This is a genomic window from Rhodococcus sp. HM1, from assembly GCF_023218075.1.
Lineage (GTDB): Bacteria > Actinomycetota > Actinomycetes > Mycobacteriales > Mycobacteriaceae > Rhodococcus.
In genome coordinates this window covers 1-20,131 of record NZ_JALPTB010000041.1, presented here as the reverse complement: position 1 = coordinate 20,131, position 20,131 = coordinate 1, and the positions used below count along the sequence as shown (strand labels likewise).

Here is a 20,131-nt window from a genome sequence, read left to right as displayed (position 1 = left end):
TCGGGATAGTTGTGGAACTGGAGATGATCACATGTCGAGGCCGCCGTTGACGCCCCACACCTGGCCGGTGATGTAAGAGGAGGCGTCGGCGGCGAGGAAATGCACGACTCGTGCGATCTCGTCGGGATGGGCGAGGCGCTTGACCGGGATGCTCTCCTTGATCTGGTCGAGCACCTTGTCCGGGATGGCGTCGACCATTTCGGTGGCGACGAAGCCGGGGGTGACGGTGTTGATGGTCAGGCCGATGCCACCGTCGTTGAGCTTGCCGGCGCGGGCGAGGTGGAACGCCGCCTCGCGGGCGAGGGTCTTGGTGAGGCCGAAGAGCCCGGCCTTGGACGCCGCGTAGTTCGCCTGGCCGATGTTGCCGGTCTCGCCGATGACGGACGAGACGTTGACGATGCGCCCGGTGCCGCGGGGGAGCATGTGCTTCATCGCGGCCTGCGCGAGGTAGAAGGCCCCGGACAGGTTCACGGAGATGACGGTGTTCCAGTCGTCGTCGGTCATCTTCGGGACGGTGCGGTCGATCGTGATGCCGGCGTTGTTGATCAGGATGTCGAGACGGCCGTGGCGCTCGATCACCTCGTCGATGGTACGGCGGCACTCGGCGGGGTCGGACACGTCGCCCTGGTGCACGCTCATGCCGGCACCTTCCCCGGCCTCACCGTTGAGAACGTCGAGGAACTGCGCTGCCTGTTCGGTGTTGCGGCCGTAACCCGCGGCCACGGTTGCACCCTGGGCGGCGAGGCTGCGGCTGATGGCCGCACCGATCCCGCGGGTTCCGCCTGTCACGAATGCGACGCGTCCGCGGAGCTTGTTACCGGGTGCGGTGGCAGTGGTGGTCGACGGTTCGAGGGTGCTGGTCATTTCGTATTCTCCTGCTCTGGTCGTCCTCGACGCGAGGTGGTGTGTCGATGCGAGCGCGAACCGTCGTCGGGTTCGGCCGGCACCCCGGCCCCTCTCCTCGGATGCCCCTGCTGCTTTCCGAGGTTGCGGCGAAAACCGCTGTGGGCCGAAAGGATCGAAATCTCAATCGCGGGGGTGGTTGCTGACAACAACGATCCTGCAGCATCCCCCGTGGTTTGTCATGTCTGTCTCGCGGTCAGGACTTTGGGCCCCACCGAAGCGGTCCGAAATTCGAAAAATGCGGGTGCAGAAGAGATTTGGACGTTCGATGGGCCCGTCTCGGGCATCGAACTGGTCATACGTCCAGCATGTACCGATGGGTACGTGCCAACGGCATGTTCGGGTGGACTTCACCAATTGTTTACCTGCCGAGGGGAACTGGCGTACGTGAGTTTCGAGGTTGAAGTATCAAGATAATGAGCAACATTCGGTCGGTATGTTTTGAAAATCGTTGGTACAAGCGAAAGTACGACGTGCGAGTGCATCGGTGGCGGGTAAGGCTGCCGACCGCGTGTGGAATGCACTGAGTGCAGCAATAGTTCGAGGTCACGGACCGGAAACATTTGTCCGTGTTGACTCCTCAAGAAGTGACCCGTCCGATGTGAACATGGTCACATTGGGGTTTGACTGGCGCTCGGTGCCACACCGATCCGAGGTATCCGTCCGATTTGACACGCCGTGCCGGAGAGGGGGCCATCGGGTGCACCCACAAGGGCCCACTAGGGTGACGGACATGGGTGACAACCAGACGGTCCGATTCGGCGACGTCCGGATGGAGGTGCTCGTCGACGGCGCCGGTCCCACCGTCGTCCTGCTGCCGTCCCTCGGACGCGATTCCCTCGACTTCGATCCTGTCGCACACGATCTCGCCGCAGCCGGTTTTCGGGTGCTGCGTCCCCAGCCGCGTGGCATCGGCGCGAGCACGGGCCCGATGGACGGTCTGGACCTCCACGATCTCGCTCGGGACGTCGCGGAGGTGCTCGAGCGCCTCGATGCGGCACCGGCCGTGGTGGCCGGTCATGCCTTCGGCCACTACGTCGCCCGCGTGCTGGCGGCGGACCGGCCCGACCTGGTGCGCGGCGTCGCCGTCCTCGCCGCCGGCGCCCGACGTTTCCCCGGTTCGCTGACCGCACGCGTCGCCCGGTGCTCGGATCTGACCCTGCCGGACGAGGAACGCCTGGAAGAACTCGCCGCGGTGTTCTTCGCGCCCGGTCACGACCCGTCCGAGTGGCTGGGAGGCTGGTGGCCCGAAGCGATCATCGCCCAGCGTGCCGCGATGGCGGCGACCGACAAGGAATCGTGGTGGACGGTCGCGCCGTCGCCGCTGCTGGACGTACAGGCCGGTGAGGACGTCTTCCGTCCGGCCGAGACCCGCAGCGAGCTCGTCGACGAATTCGGCGCCGACAAGGTCACCACGGCCCTGATTCCGGGCTGCGGGCACGCGCTGATCCCCGAGGCTCCCCACGACGTCGCGCGAGTGGTCGCGGACTGGATCCGCACCCTCGACTGACCCCGGTTCTCCCGAGCGAACCTGCCGCCCTTCCGAGCGAACCCCGCCCCCTTCCGAGCGAGTGGCACATTCGGTCGGTCTGAGGAGACGAGCGGTACTTTCGCTCGGAAAACCGCGGGCCACAACCACACCCACGACCCACAGCACGAGACGCCGAAGGGCCCCGCACCTTGCATAGGTGCGGGGCCCTTCGGCTACTGCCGTGTTACGCGAGGGTCTTGGCGATGCCTCGTTCGATGGCGGCGATGATCTGCGGACGCAGTTCGGCTGCCGGCACGATCCGGTGCACCGAACCGACCTCCTGGGCGCGCTGGATGTTGTGGATCGCCTCGAATTCGGCGGCCACCTCACCGAGCTTCTCCGACCGCACCGCGGTGCGCAGCGTCGCGAGTTCGACACCGAGGCGGGCCTTCTCGCCGTCCTCGGCGGCGGCGAGCTGAGCCTCGAGTTCGACGACACGGGGGTCCGACGCGGTGCGCTTGTTCACGTCGCGGGTGAACACGACCGCCGCGGCGGGTGCGCCACCGAGCACCGACGCGAACGAGCCCTCGACCGCGAGCACTTCCATGTTCTCGTTCAGTGCGCCGGAGAACACCACGAACGCGCCACCGTGGTAGCGGGAGACCACGACGAACACGATCGGGCCGTCGAAGTTGACGATGGCTCGGCCGATTTCGGCGCCGTTCTCCAGCTGCAGGTTGCGCAGCGACTCGGGGGAACCGTCGAAGCCCGACAGGTTCGCGAGCACGACCAGCGGCCGGTTACCGCTCGCCGCGTTGATCGCGCGGGCCGTCTTCTTCGACGACTTCGGGAACAGCGTGCCCGACGTCCACTGGTCCGGTCCGTCGGTCGGGAACCAGCCCTTGCGGGCGATCGCGCGGGACTCGATGCCGACGACCGTGACCGCGTGGCCACCGAGGTGGGCGTCGAACACCACGGAGGTGTCGGCGTCGGCCATGTCGGCCCAGCGCTCGAGCACCGCGTGGTCCTGGTCGACGACGGCGCGCATCACCGTGCGGATGTCGAACGGCTTCTTGCGATCCGGGTTCGTCTCCGAGGAGAAGATGTCCCCGACGGTCGTGAAGTCGCTGGACGGGTGCACGTGCGGGTACACCCGGACGTCGCGGTCGATCGGGTCGTTCGACTCGGCCTTGCGCGGGAAGCGTTCTCCCGGTGCGAGGTACGCGTGCTCGTAGTGCCCGAACAGGATCTCGACGGCGGCCGAGACGTTCGGTGCCCAGTACTGCGCCTGCCCGTTCGGGCCCATGACGCGGTCGTATCCACCGATACCGAAGTTGTCCTCGGCCGAGACACCACCGGAGTAGTCGAGCGACTGCTTACCGGTGAGCACCATCGCGCTGTCGGGGGTCATCACGAGGATGCCCTTGGTGTGCATGAGCATCGTCGCTTCGGCGTTCCAGTACGGCTGCGCGCCGACGTTGATGCCGGTGACGACGACGTTGATCTCGCCGCCGTTCTGCGTGAACGTGATGATGCGGCGCAGGCCACGCGACACCCAGTCCATGTTCTCGGTGCCGGAGTCCATCGAGATGGTCGCGCCGGAGGAGAGGGCGAACCATTCGACCGGGGCGCCGAGCTTCTCGGCGAGGTCGATCGCGGCGACCATGCGGGAGCACTCGGCCTCGGCGACCGTGCCGAGCGCCTTGGTCGGGTCGCCGAACAGCGCGACACGGGTCATGCCCTCGGGGTACCGCGCGGTCTTGGTGGTGACGACGCCGACGATCAGGCCCGCGGTGTTGCGGCCGTACGGGCGGTCCACCGGTACGAGCTCGCCGGAGGCGTCGAAGTCGTATTCGACGAAGCTGCCGTTGCCCTTGGTGAGCAGCGGAACCAGCTCGTACGGGTACACCGTGCCGCGCGCCCGGGAGCGCTGGACCTTCTGGGTGTACTCGTCGAGCGGCTTCAGCGGCTCCTTCGGCGGCTCGGTCACCCGGGCGACGACGCCGGCGCCGGAGCGGTACGAGAACCGCAGCGCCACTTCGCGTGCCGGGGATTCCGGGTTGTCGCGCAGCCAGCCGATGACGGTGATCTCCTCGAGCCCGGCACCGACGGTGATCGGCGCCGCACCCTGCCCGACGCGCTTGAGCTCGTCGAGGGTCAGTTCGACGACCGGCCACACGAACAGCACCACGCGGTTCGAGTCGAGGCGGCGGTTGCCGCGGGCGGCCTGCGCCCGGCGCATGCCGTCGAGGCAGCTGGCCAGCGCCCGCTCGAACGCGGGCAGCGCCACGATCGCACCGGTCTCGTCACGCTGCGGCGCGATGTCGCGGACCTCGGCGAGCGCGATGAACCGCTCGTCGGACGGATTCTCGTTGGCGACAAGGTGGTACAGGTACGTGTCCGGGTTCGCGGGCAGGCGGGTGCCGACGAAGTTCTTCAGCCGCCACAGATCCAGTCGCTGACCGGTCAGCGGGTGGATGTCGCGGATGTTGTGCTCTTCGGCGTATCCGCTGGCGAACGGGCGGAACGTGAAGACGTGCTCCTCGGCGGTGTCGGTGTGGCACACCGTGACCGTGACGCGGCGAGCCGTGGCGGTGACCGGGCGGGCGAGCAGCTCGGTGCGCAGCGCCTCGGCCTGGGCGTCGGCGTCGGCCGGGGCGTCGTTCCACGCCACGTACAGGTCGACGACGAGGTTCTCGATGCTCGGCAGCGGCTTCGCAGCGGCCTCGACCGAGTCGAGCGCGGCCGACAGCTCGGCATGCCGTGCCTCGGCGGAGATGAGGTACAGGCGGGTGCCGCGCAGGTCGAAGTTTCCGGTGACGAACTGGCGGCCGTCGACCGTGTAGGACTGCACGTCCTCGAGGGTGCGGATCTTGTAGGCGCGGCGGGTGATCACCTCGAGCAGCGGTCCCGGCACCGATTCCGGGCGGGTGATCTGCTGCGCGAGCAGGTCGATCAGCGGCTCGGGCGTCGCGACGAGGGTCTCGATGCGCTGCGCGTAGTCGGCGGCCTGAGGGTTGTCGGCGAGGTACGCGAGGCTGCCGCGCACCCCGTCGTACACCTGCTCGCGGGCCTTGCGGATGACCGGCTCCTCGAAGAACCGGAACCGCAGGTTGCGGGCGGCGTCACCGATGAGCGGGTAGCGCACCTGGGTGGCGACGATCAGCCGGTCCAGGACCTCGTTGAGTTCGTGCGACAGGCGCCGCGGGGTCTCGACGTTCGCGAGCCACCGCTCGAGCAGCGCCGACACCACCGGCACCGCGGTCTCGATGCGCTGCTGCGCCAGGAACAGCCGGTAGACGGCTTCCTCGAGTTCGCCGGTGCGGTCGAGCGAATCGACGTCGTAGTGACGCAGTGCGCGCGACAGGCGGGTGCGGAAGCTGTCCGGCAGGCCGCCGACCTCGACGTCGAGGGACTGCAGGTAGCCGTGGAAGTACTCGCGGGGGCTGTGCACCCGGTTGTCGCCCGACTCCTCGTCCTGCGTGGGCCTGTTGCGCGAGAGCTCGCACACGTCCGCGAACGTGGTGAGCAGCGACAGCTCGGCGCGGACCAGATCGCACTGCTTGCCGGCCTCGCTGCGCAGGCGGTCGTACTCGCTCAGCAGGGTCGCGGTGCGCTTGGCGGACACGTCGTAGCCGGTGATCAGCGCTTCGAGGGCGTCGATGCGCGCGAGGGCGTCGGCACCGGCGTCACCGGTGATCGCGGGCGCGGGGGCCGGGAACTGGACGCGTTCGACGACCGCGGTGACGGTCTCCTCGGCGACCTGGTCGACGCGCAGCAGCGGAGCGCCCGCGTCGACCTGCGAGTTCACGACCGCGAGGACTTCGCGGACCTTGCCGGCGAAGGGTGCGCGGACGGCGGTTTCCATCTTCATGGACTCGAGCACCACGAGCGTCTGGCCGGCCTCGACCTCGTCGCCGACGGCGACAGGCACGGCGACGACGACGGCGGGTGCGGGCGTGCGCACGACACCGGCCTCGTCCTGGCTGATCTGGTGGCTGACACCGTCGACCTCGACGAGGAAGTGCGCGGGTCCGGCGATGGAGACGACATGGTGGCGATGTCCGGCGACCGTCACGCGCGATTCGTACTCGCCGAGACGATCGACGTCGACATCCAGTTCGCCGCTGCCGGTTTCGACGCGGTAGCGGTGCGGGCCGACCTGGCCGACGAACAGCTCGTAGGCCTGACCCTGGTAGCTCAGCTCGATCTTGCGGCCGACGGTGTGGCCGGCGCGGGGGCGGCCGCCACGCGCGGAGGTGAGGAACGCGGCGCGCTCGCGGGCCTCGTCGGCGTCGTACACGTCGATGGCGGTGGAGATCAGCGCGACGTCCGCGACCCGGCTGGGGCCGGTGGCGGTGCCGGCGCCGGTGCGGTCGAGCCAGCCGGTGTCGGCGGAGGCGTCGATGACCTCGGTGCGGTCGAGCAGTTCGAGCAGGAACGACTTGGTGGTGGTGCCACCGTCGAGGACGACGGTGGTCTCGCGGAGCGCGGTGCGCAGACGGGCCAGGGCCTCGTCGCGGTCACGGCCCCACGCGATGATCTTGGCGACCATCGAGTCGTAGTCGGGCGGGATGACGTCGCCCTGGGCGATACCGGTGTCGACGCGCAGACCGGAGCCGAGCGGGAACTTCAGCAGCTGCACGGTGCCGGGCGCCGGAGCGAAGCCGTTGTCGGCGTCCTCGGCGTTGAGGCGGGCCTCGACGGCGTGCCCGAACTCGGTGGGGCAGTCGCCGGGCAGGGCCTCGCCGGCGGCGACGAGGATCTGCAGCTTCACCAGGTCGATGCCGGTGGTGGCCTCGGTGATGGGGTGCTCGACCTGCAGGCGGGTGTTGACCTCGAGGAACGTGAAGATCTTCAGGTCGGGCTGGTACAGGTACTCGACGGTGCCGGCGCCGCTGTATCCGGCGGCACGCACCAGGTCCGCGGACACCTTGCGCAGGTGATCGGACTGCTCCTTGGTGAGCAGCGGCGACGCGGATTCCTCGATGACCTTCTGGTTCTTGCGCTGGATGGAGCAGTCGCGCACACCGGGTGCCCACACGTTGCCGTGGTTGTCGGCGATGACCTGCACCTCGACGTGGCGGGCGTCGGTGACGAGACGCTCGATGAACACGACGGGGTCGCCGAAGGAACGCTCGGCCTCACCCTGGGTGCGTTCGAGGGCGAGTTCGAGCTCGTCCTCCGCGTACACCTTGCGGATGCCGCGACCGCCACCGCCGGAGCGGGCCTTGATGATCAGCGGGTAGCCGATGGCCTGGGCGTGGCGGCGGGCGTCGGCGCGGTTCTCGACCGGACCGCCGGACCACGGCGCGACGGGCACGCCGACCTTCTCGGCGAGGATCTTGGCTTCGACCTTGTCGCCGAGCAGGCGCATGGCTTCGGCGGACGGGCCGATGAAGGTGATGCCCAGCTTGGCGCACAGGTCCGCGAACGCGGGGTCCTCGGCGACGAAGCCCCAGCCGACCCACACGGCGTCGGCCTTCGCTTCGATGAGGGCGCGCTCGAGCTCGGCGTGGTCGAGGTAGGACGTCGCGGCCGTGGTGGACGGCCGGAGGGTGACGCCTTCGTCGGCCTGGCGGACGAACATGGCCCGCCGTTCGGCGTCGGTGTGCAGCGCGATCGTCTTGATGTCGTAGTTGTGCTCGGAGTTGAGCTCCCGGACTGCGCGGATGAGACGGACTGCCGCCTCACCCCTGTTGACCACTGCGATCCGCTTGAACATACTCGTTGCCACCGTTCTCCAAGGTTGTGCGCGCTCGTAGCGACGCTCGTCGAAACTCCGCCCCGATGAGGAAGACAAATTAACCGATCAGAACGCCGACAATGTCACGAATTGACAACGCGGACGTGTGCATGTGATCGATCGACTCCTCATGATGGGCAAGGCAGGTCATGGGTCCGAAGTGCCAGGACGACCCCGGCCCGGCGGACGGCTCTGCGGCAGGTTTCCCGCCACATTCGGCCATCGTCGTCGATGACCGCCCCTGCACGGGTAATCCTTCCGGTAACAAGCATGGACCAAACATGAGGGTTTGTCACGTTTTGGATGTCGACACCCTGGGGGTCTTGCGCATCCACCCTTCGTGTGGTGGAAAGCGTTGCGCAGAGCGCGAATTGGACTTTCGATGAAGGGTCAACCATGCGGAGTGTGGCGAGCGTCACGCACGTACTCCGGGGTAACACCGACGGGTAACCACGCGGCCGGTGCCGATCGGGAGGTTACCCGCCGGTATCGCCGTCACATGCCGTCGGCAACTTGACAAATTCATCCATCTGTCAAGAAAGAGCACGACAAATCGGGCGGAATCCGCGACTTCTGTGACCCATCTCACGCAATCCGACCCGGCGGTCTGCAAAACGACGGCACGTCGACGGGCCGCTTTCGGTGCCTCGCGGGCGGTGTCCGTGTCGCACCGTCACGGATTCTGGAACAGTGGAAGGGTCCGGACACCGCGAGGAGGCCCTGAATGATGTCCGACGAGCACACGTTCGACTCGCCCGCGCTGCGCCGCGAGCGCATCGACCGCCAGGTGCGGCAGTGGTGCGATCGCGCCCGCATCGACGGCCGGCACGCGCCGCTGAGCGACGCCGCAGCCCTGTGCCTGGCCGCCGGGCACCTCGACGAGGAAACCCGCGAGATCCTCGCGGTCCGACGCCGCACGGGCCGGCCCCTGCCCACCCTCGACGGCTTCGGAGACCTGCGCCGGCTCACCGACGAACACGCGCGCATCGCGTCGCGCGCTGCGGAACTGCGCCCCGGCGCGACACGGCTCGTGTTCGAGTACCGCGCACTCGAACTCGACAAGCGCCTGCGCGCCGCACACCGCGCGTTCGTGCACTCCCCGGCGCACTATGCGCAGGGCGTCCGGGCCGTGCGCCGCGACCGCCGCGACGGCGTGCACCTCGATCCGGCGCAGCGCGACGCGCTGTTCGCCGCGCTGCAGCGCACCCCCGTACCGGTGTCGGTGCCGGTCACCGCCCAGGCGCGCGGCGCCGTGCTCGGCGTCGCCGTCGAGCGGGTCGCCCGCTGGTCCGAAGGCACCCCCGCCGAAGCTGTGGGTCGCCGGGCCGCCGACGCGTTGTCCCGCCGGGTTCCCGAGGACGACGATCGATTCGTCGACCGTTACGACACACTTCTCTTTCTCGCGGGCAGCCTCTACGACCGCATCGAAATGTCTGCTGCGTGGAACTCCGAGCAACTCGTCGTCCAACGCGCACAACTGGATCTGGCCGACGAACTCACCCAGATCGCCGTCGACACCGTCGCCCTGCGCGGGCTGCTCGCGGAACTCGCCGACGCGGCACGTAGCGCGCCGGCCGCGCGCGCCGGGCTCGAGGCGAGGGCGACAGCGCTGGAGGCGGTGTGGGATCAGCTCGTCGACCGCGTCGCGGCGCTCGCGCGCATCGGTGATCTGCTCACCACGGCGGAGGAGCAGTTGCGTCACGACCGGATCGCCGAACGTACCGCCAGCCTGGACGAGCGCATCGACCGCCTCATCGGACGTTCGGGAGCTCGTGAATTGTCCGCGGAGAACACGCATTTCGTGGGGGATCAGGTCGACGCCGCGGCCGGCTCCATCCGGTCCCTGCAGGCAGCCCTGCGTGGCGACATCGCAGTGCTCACCGCGAGGGAGCGGCCTCCGGTCTGACCGCCCGTGGATTTGCTCCGGTCCGGGTGATAGCTTTCTCGCCGTCGTGGTGGGGGGCGAGTGACAGGAGTTACCGGAGTGGCGTCGTGCTGGGCGCGGAAGCTGACGATTCTGGGGCTGGCTGCCGCGGTGGCGGCGACGGGAGCGGCCTGCGGCGGCGGTCCGAACACCGTCGAGATCGTGGAGGACCCGGTCCTCGAAACCGCCTTCGAAAAGGTTCTGGCGGACGGAGAATCCCGCACACTCGGTGAGGTCGCCGAAGCCGCGGGCATCAGCGGATGGGACCGCATGTACTACTTCCGTGTGCCGCTGCTGATGAGCGAGGTGAACCGCAGCATCGGCACCGAGAGCACGCTCTGGGAGAACCTGCCCACCGCCGGCGCGGACGGCGTCATCATCTTCCTGTCCGGAAACTCCGTCGTGCGAGCGGTCCTCGACCATGCCCCGAGCCTCGACCTGCACGGCTACGCCACCGCCGATTCGGCCGTGACCGCTGCGCCCGGTGGGGCGCGCGGCACGATCGCTGTCGAAGCCAAGGGCAGATAGCGCGGTCAGAAGACGCGCAGGCCCAGGCGCCGACGGGTGCGCATGTCCACGAGGTAGGCCTTCCACAGCAGCGGCCACACGTGCGGGGTCACCCGGTGGAGTCGGCGGACCGCCCGGAGGTAGCGGTCGAATCGCCGCTGGTCGTCGGCGGTCCAGGGGTAGTGCATGACGTCGCGGAACTCCGGCGGCAGCGCGCCGCGTGTGACCAGTTCGAACGGCGTCCCGAGCGTGCGGTGGATCGCGCGACCCACCCGGCCGAGGCGCACCTGGAGAACAGCGAGATTGCACAGTGCGGTGAGGTATTCGCGCACTTCGTCGTTCATCGAGATCTCCGCGACCCCCTCCTTCCAGAGCCTCTCGTACTCGGTGCGGGTGGTCGGCCAGGCCTCGGGGCGCACGTTCAGCGTCGTCCCGAGGGTGCTGCCGTCGAGCAGGATCCGGTGATATTCCTCCTCGGTGAGCGGGCCGTAGAGCAGTTCGTGCTGGTCGATGAAGTACTTGAGCAGGCACAGCGCCACCCACCGCTGCAGCGCGGGGGAGTTGGCGCTGTACCGCACGACGGAATCGGGCTCGGAGGTGACACGCGCGTGGATCTTCTTCACGGATTCACGGATGAAGTCGCGGTCGTCCTCGGTGCCGAACACGGCGACGGCCAGGTAGGTGCCGGTGGTGCGGGCACGTTTGACGGGGTGCAGGTCGGCCCGGCCGGAGTCGACCTTGCTGTCGACCACGCCCTGCCCGACACCGGGATGAGCGAGTTGCATGATCACGTTGGCGGCGTTGATCGAGCCGCCGAGTGGAGAGACGAGATCTCCGAGTGTGTCGATGGTGCGCATACGCCCCCTCCATCTGATTACGACCGTAGTCAGTTGCTTTCCACTGTAGTCCTACAGCGGGGTGGAGGGAATCGGCCAGAGTCCGGCGACTCTTGCCGCGGGGACCGTCGATGTAGTACTAGCGTGAGCGTGTCCGACGACACCGAACGGAAGGCGCCACGCCGTGAAAGCTGCTGTGTTCGAAGGAAACGCACCGACCCTCGTCGTCGAGGACATCCCACGCCCGGCCCCGCGCCGCGGCGAGGTTCTGGTGAAGGTCTCCGCGTGCGGGGTGTGCCACACCGACCTGCACGTACTCCGGTCGGAGGTCGCGTTCCCGGTGCCCGCGGTCCTCGGGCACGAGGTCTCGGGCACCGTCGCCGAACTCGGTGACGACGTCGAGGGACTCGCGGTCGGCGACCCGGTCGTGTGCAGCTTCATCATGCCGTGCGGCACCTGCCGTCACTGCGTGCGCGGCGCCGAGGACCTGTGCGAGAAGTTCTTCGCGTACAACCGGCTCGGCGGCACCCTCTACGACGGCGAGACGCGGCTGTCCCGCGCCGACGGCACTCCGCTGGCCATGTACTCGATGGGCGGACTCGCCGAATACTGCGTCGTTCCCGCCACCGACGTGTTCCGAGTCCCCGACGGTGTGGGCCTCGGTGAGGTGTCGATCCTCGGGTGCAGTTCGTTCACCGCGTACGGCGCGGTCGCGAACGTCGCGCAGGTTGTCGTCGGCGACCGCGTCGCGGTGATCGCGGCCGGCGGGGTCGGCTCCAGCATCGTCCAGTTCGCGAAGGCCGCCGGTGCGACGCAGATCATCGCCGTCGACGTCAGCGACGACAAACTCGACGCCGTCACGAAACTCGGAGCGACGCACACCGTGAACTCCTCGGTCACCGATCCCGTCGAGGCGATTCGCGAACTGACCGGCGGCACCGGTGTCCGCGTCGCCTTCGAAGCGCTCGGCCGCGCCGACACGTTCGCGACCGCCCTCAACGTCCTCGACGACGGCGGACGTGCCGTCGTGGTGGGTATCGCCCCGGCCGGGTCGACCGGCGAGATCGACCTCGCTCGGCTGGTGCGGCGCAAGCTCGAGATTCGCGGCTCCTACGGCGCCCGCGCCCGCACCGACATGCCGGCCCTGCTCGCGATGGTCGCCGCCGGGACGGTCCGTCCCGAGAGCGTGATCACCCGCCGCTACGGGATCGACGACGTCGACGAGGCATACCGGGCCCTCGGACGCGGGGAGATCGTGGGTCGCGCGATCATCGAGTTCCCCTGACCTGCTCGGAAGCCGCACACCCGCACCGACGTATAGTTGCCCGCGCAACGAGAGGTTCTTGCGGAGGGAGCGGGTGGTGGCGCGGGTTATCGCGACGATCAACCTGAAGGGCGGCGTCGGGAAAACCACGACGACCGCGGCACTGGCGGAGTTCATGGCCGCCGACTTCGGGCAGCGGGTGCTGCTCATCGACCTCGATCCGCAGACCAACCTGACCACCATGATGGTCGGCGAGGAACGCTGGCAGGAACTCAACGAACTCGGCTGGACCCTCGCGACACTGTTCCGCAAGGCCGTCGATCCGTCGGCGCCCGACTTCGACATCGAGAAGGCGCTGCAGCGCAACGTCTCGTCCGTCAAGACGGTCAAGGGCGTGGACCTGCTCGCATCGTCGCTCGATCTCATGGACATCCAGGAGGGACTGAGCCACCAGCAGTACGCCGATCCGGTCTCGACCCGCCCGATCGAAGTGCTGTCCTCCGCGATCGCCCCGATCGCCGACGGCTACGACTACATCCTCGTGGACTGCCCGCCGAACCTCGGCATGCTCACCCTCAACGGCCTGCGGCTCGCCGACGGATACATCATCCCGACGATCCCGGACATCTTGTCCACCTACGGAATTCCGCAACTCCAGTCCCGCGTGAAGAAGTTCGCCGAGCGGGTCGGTCATCCGATCAAGGAGATCGGGCTGGTCATCACCAAGTACCGCAGCGCGTCGAATCTGCACCGCAGCACGATCGAGCGACTGCAGCGCGACGAGAAGACCGCCAATGTCGCACCGTCGTGGATCCCGGAGGCCACGCAGATCGCGCAGTCCGCGGACTTCGTGCCGTACGGCACGCTCAAGCGCAAGTACGGCAACAGCGGACAGTACGACGCACTGCGTATGCTCACCGAGGACGTGCTCATGAATGCGCAGGTAATGCTGTGACCGACATCGACCGAAACGAGGCCCGACTACGCCTGCAACTCGGGGAGGCCGGTGCGGCCCTGCTGCGCCTGAGCGAGAGCACACCGGCCGTGGCGACCGCGTTGATCAAGCTCGTCCAGGTCGTCGCCGACGAGGCCTCGCGCACACCGAGATTCGCGAAGGCACTCTCCGGTGTCCTTGCGGCAGCGGCAGAACCGGCGAGCCCCCAGCCGGCGCCGGTCGCGGCGACGCCGGTCGACAAGCAACCGGCCGAGAGGAAACCGGTTGCGCGGCGCGGCAAGCGGTCCCCGGGCCCGTTCGACCCGTTCGCGGTGTACCGCACCGACGGTGAGGACGGACTGCGCGCGCGGCTGGCTCCTCTGGAACTCGAGCAGCTCAAGGACATCGTGGCCGAACACAACATGGACTACGACCGGCTCGCGATGCGGTGGCGCACAGCGTCGAAGCTGCACGACCGGATCGTCGAACGCGTCAAGGCTGCGTGGACAAAGGGCGACGCGTTCCGCTGAACGGCTGACTCACCGCGAGCCGCGTTTGCGCCACTCGATCGCCGGGCACGTATCCATGACCATCGGGACACCCGCCGCGATCGTCCGGTCGAACGCGTCCTCGTCCACGACGCCGAGCTGGAACCACACGGCCTTCGCGCCGACGTCCACCGCCTGGTCCGCGAACTCGCCGGCAGCCTCCGAACGCCGGAACACGTCGACGACGTCGATCGGGAACGGGACGTCCGCGAGGGTCGCGTAGCCCTGCTCGCCGAGGACCGTCGGCGCCGACGGGTGAATCGGCACGATTCGCTTACCGCGCGACTGCAACAACTCCGCGATCTCGTACGCGGTCCGGCTCGGATCACCCGACAACCCGACGACGGCCCACGTGTCGCACTCGTCGAGCATGAACTCGACGGCATCGGGGTCCTGCCACGAACTGGTCATGGCGGCAAAAATACTAGGGACTCGCCACCGCTGTCCCCGGTATGCACAGCGGCGGCGCGATCGGAATGCAGAACGGATCCGAAGGCGATGGGTTGGCCGGACCGTCGGTGAATGCGGCGGTCACGTCGGACGAAAGCTGCTCGGCCGAACCGTAGGTCGACGCGGCGACCACGAAATCCGGTCCGAACGACGCCGACGCGTGCGCGGAACTGCGATCGTCCGTCCACCCCCACTTGGTGCCGACCACTCCCGGCAACCGCGCGGTACCGAAGTTCTGGGCGGTTCCGTCCGCCGCCCGATCATTGGCCGACGACATCGCCGCGAGCACCGGTGATCCGGGGTCGGTCCGAATCTTCGTATCCAGATAGGTGACCATGTCGTAGGTCGAGGTCGTCGCGGTTCCCCAGTATCCGGAGGCGTAGGAGTCGACGAGCCCGAACTCGGCGATCGTCGCCGCGATCGCGCCCGGGTACTTCGAGGCCAGTCGCTCGGCGATCCCGTCGTGGGACGATCGGATCATCTCGACCGCGGCGTCACGATCCGCGGGATCACCGTGCCGGACCACGTACTCGGCGAGGTAGAGCTTGATGATCGACATCGCCGTGCGGGATTCGTGTTCGTTCGCCGTTCCGGTGCGGGCGCCGGACAGGGGAGCGAACGAGATCTGCGTGCGCGCGGGGGCGCTCACCGTCCCGTCGGGGGTCGGGACCGGTATCGGTGCTGCCCATGCGGACTGGGGTCCCACCATGATCGTCGTCAGTGCCGCAGCCGTCGCGAACATCTTCGCCGTCCTGCGCATACAACCGAACACTAGTCCTTCGGGCGTCCCGACGGGAGCCTACGGGTAGGTTGGGCCGAACCCAGAAGGCTCGAACCCTCTGAAAGGATGGGCGCCCGTGTCCGAGACCGGTACCGAGGAATCCGTTGTAGTCGAGCGCGACGGAGCCGTCGCGATCGTGCGTCTGAACCGCCCCGATCGGCTCAACGCATTCACCACCGAGATGTGCGACCGGCTCCTCGCGGCCTTCGACGAGATCGACGCCGACGACGACGTGCGCGCGATCGTGCTCACCGGAACCGGTCGTGCCTTCTGCGCCGGCGCGGACCTCGGGGCGGGTGGCGACACGTTCGTCCTCGACGACGATCCCGACACCGGTGGCGCACCCGCCGACACGGGCGGTCTGGTCTCGCTGCGGATCTTCCGCTCCACCAAGCCGGTGATCGCCGCGATCAACGGTCCCGCCGCGGGGGTCGGCGTCACCATGACGCTGCCCGCCGACATCCGGATCGCTTCGGACACAGCTAAATTCGGATTCGTGTTCGCACGCCGCGGGCTGGTACCGGAGGCCTGCTCCACGTGGTTCCTGCCCCGCGTCGTGGGGATCTCCACCGCCGTCGAGTGGACGGCCGGCGGCAAGATGGTGCCCGTGGACGAAGCGCTCGCGCGTGGCCTCGTGCGCGAAATCGTCCCGGCCGAGCGCGTTCTCGACCGTGCCCTCGAGGTCGCCCGCGAACTGGTGACCGGGACCGCGCCGGTCTCGGTGGCCCTGACCCGGCAACTGATGTGGCGGATGCTCGGTGCGTCGAGCCCGGAGGTCGCGCACCGGGCGGAGTCCATCGGCATCTACGTCCGCGGCACCTCCGACGACGTGCGCGAAGGTGTCGAGGCGTTCCTCGAGAAGCGGGAACCTCAGTTCCCGAACCGCATCTCCGACGGGCTGCCGGATCTGTTCGGCTAGAGGCCGGCCTGATCGACTCCGTATTCGGCCTGTGCTCTGGTGTACCCCTCGAACATCAACTGGTCGATCAGGCCTTGCCGCGAAAAGGCGGAGTAGTCGAGGTAGATTTCCGCGGATTTCGCTGCTTGCTCGTTCCAATCGGGCGAAATGTAGTCCACGGCGAAAGTCGCGTCCTCGGTGGAGTAGTCCTCGAACTCCAGCTGCTCGATCAGACCCTGGCGCGAGAATGCGGTGTAGTCGAGATAGTCGCTCGCCGATCGTACGGCGTTCCTTTGTCCTGCCGTCAATCCGGCCTGTGTGCTTGCCGGCGCCCTGGTGGCCGATTCGACCGTTACGGTAGCTGTCTGCGTCACCGTTTCGACGGGAGCCGCCTGCGTCTGCGTGCGTGTCGGGGCGACAGTCGTGGTTGTTGCCGTTGTTGTGGAGGAGGCTGTGGTCGAGGTCGTCGGTTTCGTGGTGGTCGGGGTCGTTTGTGTTGCGCTGGGTTGCGTCGTTTCCGCCTGAGCGCTCGATGCCTCGTCAGAGGACTTGTCGAGGGAACCGAACGCGCCGGCAATGACGACGAGTGCCGCTGCCGCCCCCGCGATCCACGGCCACTTCTTACGGTTCGTCTTGCCGGACTCCGGAGCCGCATGCAACTCCGGCATGGGTTCGGGCTGCGTCGGGCTCGCCGGGTACGGCTGAACCGCCGACGTCCACTGTTGGCCGTCCCACCACCGCAGTTGTCCGGAGCCTTCGGGGTCGGGATGCCATCCAGCAGGTGTCGTCATGATTGTTCTTTACCTAGCGAATGATTCTCTGTTACGGCATGTGTCGACCGTCACATGACTGTCGCGGCGGAGTCGAATTCGTTTCGGGCGGTCCAGGATTTCGTTCGGTCGGACGATATTCCCGTGCCCGATCGCCTGACACCATCACCGGATGACCAACCCGGGCCCAGGGCGTAACGGATCGGGACGAGGAGCCTTGCTGATCGCAGCCCTCGCGGGAGCATTGGTGGCGACGCTCGTACTGTCGGTGCTCTACCTGCTCGTTCTCCGGGAGGAACCGGAAGCGCCGGAAACCGTGGCCGCACCGCCGTCGACCGTGACGGTCACGGCTCCCGCCCCGACGGTGACCGTCACCGCCCCCACCTCGCCGGTGCGGGTTGCCGCTCCGCCCACGAGTACCCCGACGACCACACCGGTGACAGCGACAGCTGCCCCCGGACCTCCGGCGATCGAGCAGGTCCGGGTGTTCACCGAGCGGGGCGGGCGCGGGCATCTGGTCGGACCGGACATGTACCAGGCGACCACCTACGGCACCGCGGGCGTGGTGTTCCGATGGCGATCCATCGACGAGTCCGGAGCCGAAATATGGAACGAGACCTGCCAGGTCGTGTCCACGGTGACCGGCCCCGGCGACTACAGCCACACCGACCGGAGTGCCGCGTGCTCGGGTCGCGTCCGCGCACACGAACTGGTCCTCGACGCACCGGGTGACTACACGATCACGACGACGGTGATCGGCGCCGACGGCGCCACCACCGTCGGTACCGCCGGCTTCCAGGTGATCCCCGAGTGAGGGTCGCGATCGATCAGATCAGGTAGAGCACCAGCACCGTCGCGATCAGCGTGACGAGCCAGCCGTCGGTCGCCCACTGCAACCAGCGCGGGGCCCCGCGAACCTCCATGAACGTCCGGATGATCAGGCGGCACTTCACGGCGGCCAGGGCGAGGACGAGCACGGTGATCGGTGCGCTGGCACCGACCGCGGTCGGCGAATGGCCGGGTGCCAGCCACCACGAGGCGATCGTGACGGCCGTGAGCACGAGCCACGTGACGGTGATCGTGCGCGTCGACGTTCCGGGTCGAGTGGTTGTTGTGGTCACCGGTCACCTCATGACGTAGAGCAGAGCGAAGATGACCACCCAGAGCAGGTCCACCATGTGCCAGTAGACCGCTCCGGATTCGACCATCGACACCCTGCGCCGGGCGGGATTGCGCAGTTCGCGCGCGACGACCCCGAGGACGACGAGGCCGATCAGCACGTGCAGCAGGTGGACGCCGGTGAGCACGTAGTAGAACGAGTAGAACATCTCGGAGTTGGTCTGCCCGCCGGTGATCTTGGTGCACCACTCGTAGAGCTTCAGCGCCGTGAACAGCACGCCGCACGCGCCCGCGGCGTACACCAGCCGGATCCCGTGTTCGTGCCGGCCGTTCCGGACCGCGGGGACGCTGAGTGCGACGAACCACGAACTAGTCAGCAGCACAACGGTATTGATCACCCCGATATCCACGTCGAGATGCTGCTGGGCTTCGAGGAAGGCTTCCGGCGTCATCGATCGGTAGATCATGAAGATGACGAAGTAGCCACCGAAGATGAGCATGTCGCCGAGCACCATGACCCACATGTCGCGATCGCCCGGCAGGTGCCGGCTCGGTGCGGCGGTGCGGGCGGTGACCGGGATGGCGGTCTGTGCCGGTACGGGTATCGAACTCGGACGGTTCATGACGCGGTTTCCTCGGTCCGACCCGGCGAGTAGGCGGGTTCACGTGCGGTCGCCTGTTTCAGCAGAACCATCAGCGCTCCCAGCCACACGCAGAACACGACGACGGCAAGCCAGAAGGCGATCGAGCCGTTCCAGGCGAACGGCCCCGACGCGAAGGCGAACATCTGGGTCGCGATCACCTCGGTGACGATCTGCCAGATGCTCACGTACGCAAATCATTTCGGGAAGATGTTGTTCCGGTCGTAGAGGATCGCGATCGCCAGGACCAGATATGCGGCGGAGAAGCAGCCGAGCGAACCGTTGTAGGACAGCATGCCCAGGTCGTAGAGCAGGCCGACGAGTTCGGGGTCGCGGTCGGGCCGGAAGGTCGCGGTGAGGAAGCACGCGGCGACGAGCAGGAAGCCGGGCAGCGCGCCGACCGCCATGCCGCCGATGTAGCCGTAGGCGAAGACGGAACCGACCGACATGCGTGTCATGTGGTAGGCGACCAGTCCGTTGGTGATCGCGGCGCCGCCGAGCAGCACGAGCAGCAGGCAGAATCCGATCTGGATCGTGGTGTGATGCTGCGCGAAGAACTCGACCTTCTGCGCGGTCGACACGTCCGGCCGCGGCGGTGGCGTCACCCGCGTCAGCAGGCAGATGATCACGCCGAACGCCGCGTAGAAGCCCGGGAAGATCCAGTAGACGAACCGGACGTCGGGCCTGCCGCCGCGTGCCGGCCGTGGGGTGACGTCGCGGTCCGGGATCAGGGTGCTCATCGGATCAGGCCTTCGGAGAGGGCCTGCCGGCGCAGCGTCCGGCGCAGCACGAAGAACATCACGATCATGAACAGGGCGAAGGCGCCGTTGCGCAACCAGAACGAGAGCAGTCCGTCCCACGCCAGCGGGCCGGTCTGCACGACCGCGGCACCGGCGGCCGGGATCATCGCGACCGCGGTCGCCAGCGAGTAGTGCCCCACCCAGCGCGGGAACACCGGGTCGGGTCCGTGGTCGAAGTAGATCGCGGCCGCCAGCAGCAGGAACTGGCTGACCACCATGCCGATCGGGGCGATGAACACGATCCACGCGAGGTCGTTGAGGAGCATCACCAGTTCGGGGTCGCGTTCCGGGCGGAACGCGGCGACGAGGAAGAAGATGTTCGACAGCGCGAAGATCGTTGCGCCGCTGACGATCGCGGTGAGGTAGCAGTAGGCGAACACGTGACTCTGCCGCATGCGTTTCATCTGGACCACGATCACCGTGAACAGCGGCAGGATCATGATTCCGCAGAGGTTGAACGTGACCATGCTGAACCGGATCCACGCGGTGTTCTCCCGGTAGAACGCGGCGACCTCGTCGGTGGGCAGGGTGGGGGGCAT

Annotated in this window: 17 protein-coding genes and 2 pseudogenes; 8 read left to right on the top strand and 11 right to left on the bottom strand. The window is 67.8% G+C overall.

Features of this window, described 5'->3' with window-relative positions; all coding sequences use genetic code 11:
• Positions 1–27: 27 nt before the first annotated feature.
• Entirely contained in the window at positions 28–864 is an 837-nt protein-coding gene (fabG, locus tag M1M07_RS20280) for a 3-oxoacyl-ACP reductase FabG (RefSeq protein WP_248675339.1), read from the bottom strand.
• Positions 865–1,636: 772 nt separating this feature from the next.
• Here fabG and M1M07_RS20275 point away from each other — a divergent pair.
• Positions 1,637–2,413, top strand: coding sequence for an alpha/beta fold hydrolase (locus M1M07_RS20275; RefSeq protein WP_248675337.1), 777 nt, complete (start codon positions 1,637–1,639; stop codon positions 2,411–2,413).
• Between the two features lie 205 nt (positions 2,414–2,618).
• Here the strand turns inward: M1M07_RS20275 and M1M07_RS20270 are convergent, their stop codons facing one another.
• Positions 2,619–8,099, bottom strand: coding sequence for a carboxyl transferase domain-containing protein (locus M1M07_RS20270; RefSeq protein WP_248675366.1), 5,481 nt, complete (start codon positions 8,097–8,099; stop codon positions 2,619–2,621).
• 748 nt (positions 8,100–8,847) lie between these two features.
• On the opposite strand from M1M07_RS20270, the gene M1M07_RS20265 reads away from it, so the two are divergent.
• Both M1M07_RS20265 and M1M07_RS20260 read left to right on the top strand, forming a co-directional pair.
• Positions 8,848–10,026, top strand: a complete 1,179-nt coding sequence (locus tag M1M07_RS20265; RefSeq protein ID WP_248675365.1) for a hypothetical protein — start codon at positions 8,848–8,850, stop codon at positions 10,024–10,026.
• A gap of 60 nt (positions 10,027–10,086) precedes the next feature.
• Positions 10,087–10,572, top strand: a complete 486-nt coding sequence (locus tag M1M07_RS20260) for a hypothetical protein (protein ID WP_248675335.1) — start codon at positions 10,087–10,089, stop codon at positions 10,570–10,572.
• 5 nt (positions 10,573–10,577) lie between these two features.
• Here M1M07_RS20260 and M1M07_RS20255 read toward each other — a convergent pair whose 3' ends face one another.
• Positions 10,578–11,408 (bottom strand): oxygenase MpaB family protein, encoded by an 831-nt coding sequence (locus M1M07_RS20255; RefSeq protein ID WP_197255565.1) that lies wholly within the window; start codon positions 11,406–11,408, stop codon positions 10,578–10,580.
• 163 nt (positions 11,409–11,571) lie between these two features.
• On the opposite strand from M1M07_RS20255, the gene M1M07_RS20250 reads away from it, so the two are divergent.
• From M1M07_RS20250 to M1M07_RS20240, 3 genes are all read left to right on the top strand, one after another.
• A complete protein-coding gene (locus tag M1M07_RS20250; protein WP_197255566.1) occupies positions 11,572–12,672 on the top strand; it encodes a zinc-binding dehydrogenase in 1,101 nt (366 codons plus the stop codon).
• 76 nt (positions 12,673–12,748) lie between these two features.
• Positions 12,749–13,606, top strand: coding sequence for a ParA family protein (locus M1M07_RS20245; RefSeq protein ID WP_248675333.1), 858 nt, complete (start codon positions 12,749–12,751; stop codon positions 13,604–13,606).
• Positions 13,603–14,115, top strand: coding sequence for a hypothetical protein (locus tag M1M07_RS20240; protein WP_248675332.1), 513 nt, complete (start codon positions 13,603–13,605; stop codon positions 14,113–14,115). Before M1M07_RS20245 ends, M1M07_RS20240 begins: the two co-directional genes overlap by 4 nt.
• Positions 14,116–14,124: 9 nt before the next feature.
• Here M1M07_RS20240 and M1M07_RS20235 read toward each other — a convergent pair whose 3' ends face one another.
• Entirely contained in the window at positions 14,125–14,544 is a 420-nt protein-coding gene (locus M1M07_RS20235) for a CoA-binding protein (protein WP_197255569.1), read from the bottom strand.
• Between the two features lie 13 nt (positions 14,545–14,557).
• Entirely contained in the window at positions 14,558–15,343 is a 786-nt protein-coding gene (locus M1M07_RS20230; protein ID WP_248675331.1) for a hypothetical protein, read from the bottom strand.
• Positions 15,344–15,440: 97 nt separating this feature from the next.
• On the opposite strand from M1M07_RS20230, the gene M1M07_RS20225 reads away from it, so the two are divergent.
• Positions 15,441–16,283, top strand: coding sequence for an enoyl-CoA hydratase-related protein (locus M1M07_RS20225; protein WP_197255570.1), 843 nt, complete (start codon positions 15,441–15,443; stop codon positions 16,281–16,283).
• Here M1M07_RS20225 and M1M07_RS20220 read toward each other — a convergent pair.
• A complete protein-coding gene (locus M1M07_RS20220; RefSeq protein ID WP_248675364.1) occupies positions 16,280–16,930 on the bottom strand; it encodes an Ltp family lipoprotein in 651 nt (216 codons plus the stop codon). The genes M1M07_RS20225 and M1M07_RS20220 overlap by 4 nt on opposite strands.
• A 24-nt stretch (positions 16,931–16,954) precedes the next feature.
• Positions 16,955–17,053 (bottom strand): annotated as a pseudogene (locus tag M1M07_RS20215) (DUF2510 domain-containing protein); the annotation flags it as partial.
• A 151-nt stretch (positions 17,054–17,204) separates the two neighbouring features.
• On the opposite strand from M1M07_RS20215, the gene M1M07_RS20210 reads away from it, so the two are divergent.
• Positions 17,205–17,846: a hypothetical protein gene (locus M1M07_RS20210; protein WP_248675330.1), complete on the top strand. Its 642-nt coding sequence runs from the start codon at positions 17,205–17,207 to the stop codon at positions 17,844–17,846.
• Between the two features lie 13 nt (positions 17,847–17,859).
• Here M1M07_RS20210 and M1M07_RS20205 read toward each other — a convergent pair whose 3' ends face one another.
• The 4 genes and pseudogenes from M1M07_RS20205 to M1M07_RS20190 form a co-directional block, all read right to left on the bottom strand.
• Positions 17,860–18,153, bottom strand: coding sequence for a cytochrome C oxidase subunit IV family protein (locus tag M1M07_RS20205; RefSeq protein WP_248675328.1), 294 nt, complete (start codon positions 18,151–18,153; stop codon positions 17,860–17,862).
• 3 nt (positions 18,154–18,156) lie between these two features.
• Positions 18,157–18,675 carry a cytochrome c oxidase subunit 3 gene (locus M1M07_RS20200; protein ID WP_197255590.1) on the bottom strand — a complete coding sequence of 173 codons (519 nt, stop codon included), beginning with the start codon at positions 18,673–18,675 and terminating at the stop codon, positions 18,157–18,159.
• 95 nt (positions 18,676–18,770) lie between these two features.
• A pseudogene (locus M1M07_RS20195) lies at positions 18,771–19,532 on the bottom strand (hypothetical protein).
• The coding region (locus M1M07_RS20190) for a hypothetical protein (RefSeq protein ID WP_248675327.1) at positions 19,529–20,131 on the bottom strand (603 nt) is incomplete at its 5' end. The pseudogene M1M07_RS20195 and the gene M1M07_RS20190, both read right to left, overlap by 4 nt.

What these genes read in the sequence shown, in the direction of transcription:
- M1M07_RS20255 (WP_197255565.1), bottom strand. Translation starts at nt 11,408, where the DNA reads ATGCGCACCATCGACACACTCGGAGATCTCGTCTCTCCACTCGGCGGC.
- M1M07_RS20270 (WP_248675366.1), bottom strand. Translation starts at nt 8,099, where the DNA reads ATGTTCAAGCGGATCGCAGTGGTCAACAGGGGTGAGGCGGCAGTCCGT.
- M1M07_RS20200 (WP_197255590.1), bottom strand. Translation starts at nt 18,675, where the DNA reads ATGTGGGTCATGGTGCTCGGCGACATGCTCATCTTCGGTGGCTACTTC.
- M1M07_RS20210 (WP_248675330.1), top strand. Translation starts at nt 17,205, where the DNA reads ATGACCAACCCGGGCCCAGGGCGTAACGGATCGGGACGAGGAGCCTTG.
- M1M07_RS20265 (WP_248675365.1), top strand. Translation starts at nt 8,848, where the DNA reads ATGTCCGACGAGCACACGTTCGACTCGCCCGCGCTGCGCCGCGAGCGC.
- M1M07_RS20235 (WP_197255569.1), bottom strand. Translation starts at nt 14,544, where the DNA reads ATGACCAGTTCGTGGCAGGACCCCGATGCCGTCGAGTTCATGCTCGAC.
- M1M07_RS20230 (WP_248675331.1), bottom strand. Translation starts at nt 15,343, where the DNA reads ATGCGCAGGACGGCGAAGATGTTCGCGACGGCTGCGGCACTGACGACG.
- M1M07_RS20275 (WP_248675337.1), top strand. Translation starts at nt 1,637, where the DNA reads ATGGGTGACAACCAGACGGTCCGATTCGGCGACGTCCGGATGGAGGTG.
- fabG (WP_248675339.1), bottom strand. Translation starts at nt 864, where the DNA reads ATGACCAGCACCCTCGAACCGTCGACCACCACTGCCACCGCACCCGGT.
- M1M07_RS20220 (WP_248675364.1), bottom strand. Translation starts at nt 16,930, where the DNA reads ATGCCGGAGTTGCATGCGGCTCCGGAGTCCGGCAAGACGAACCGTAAG.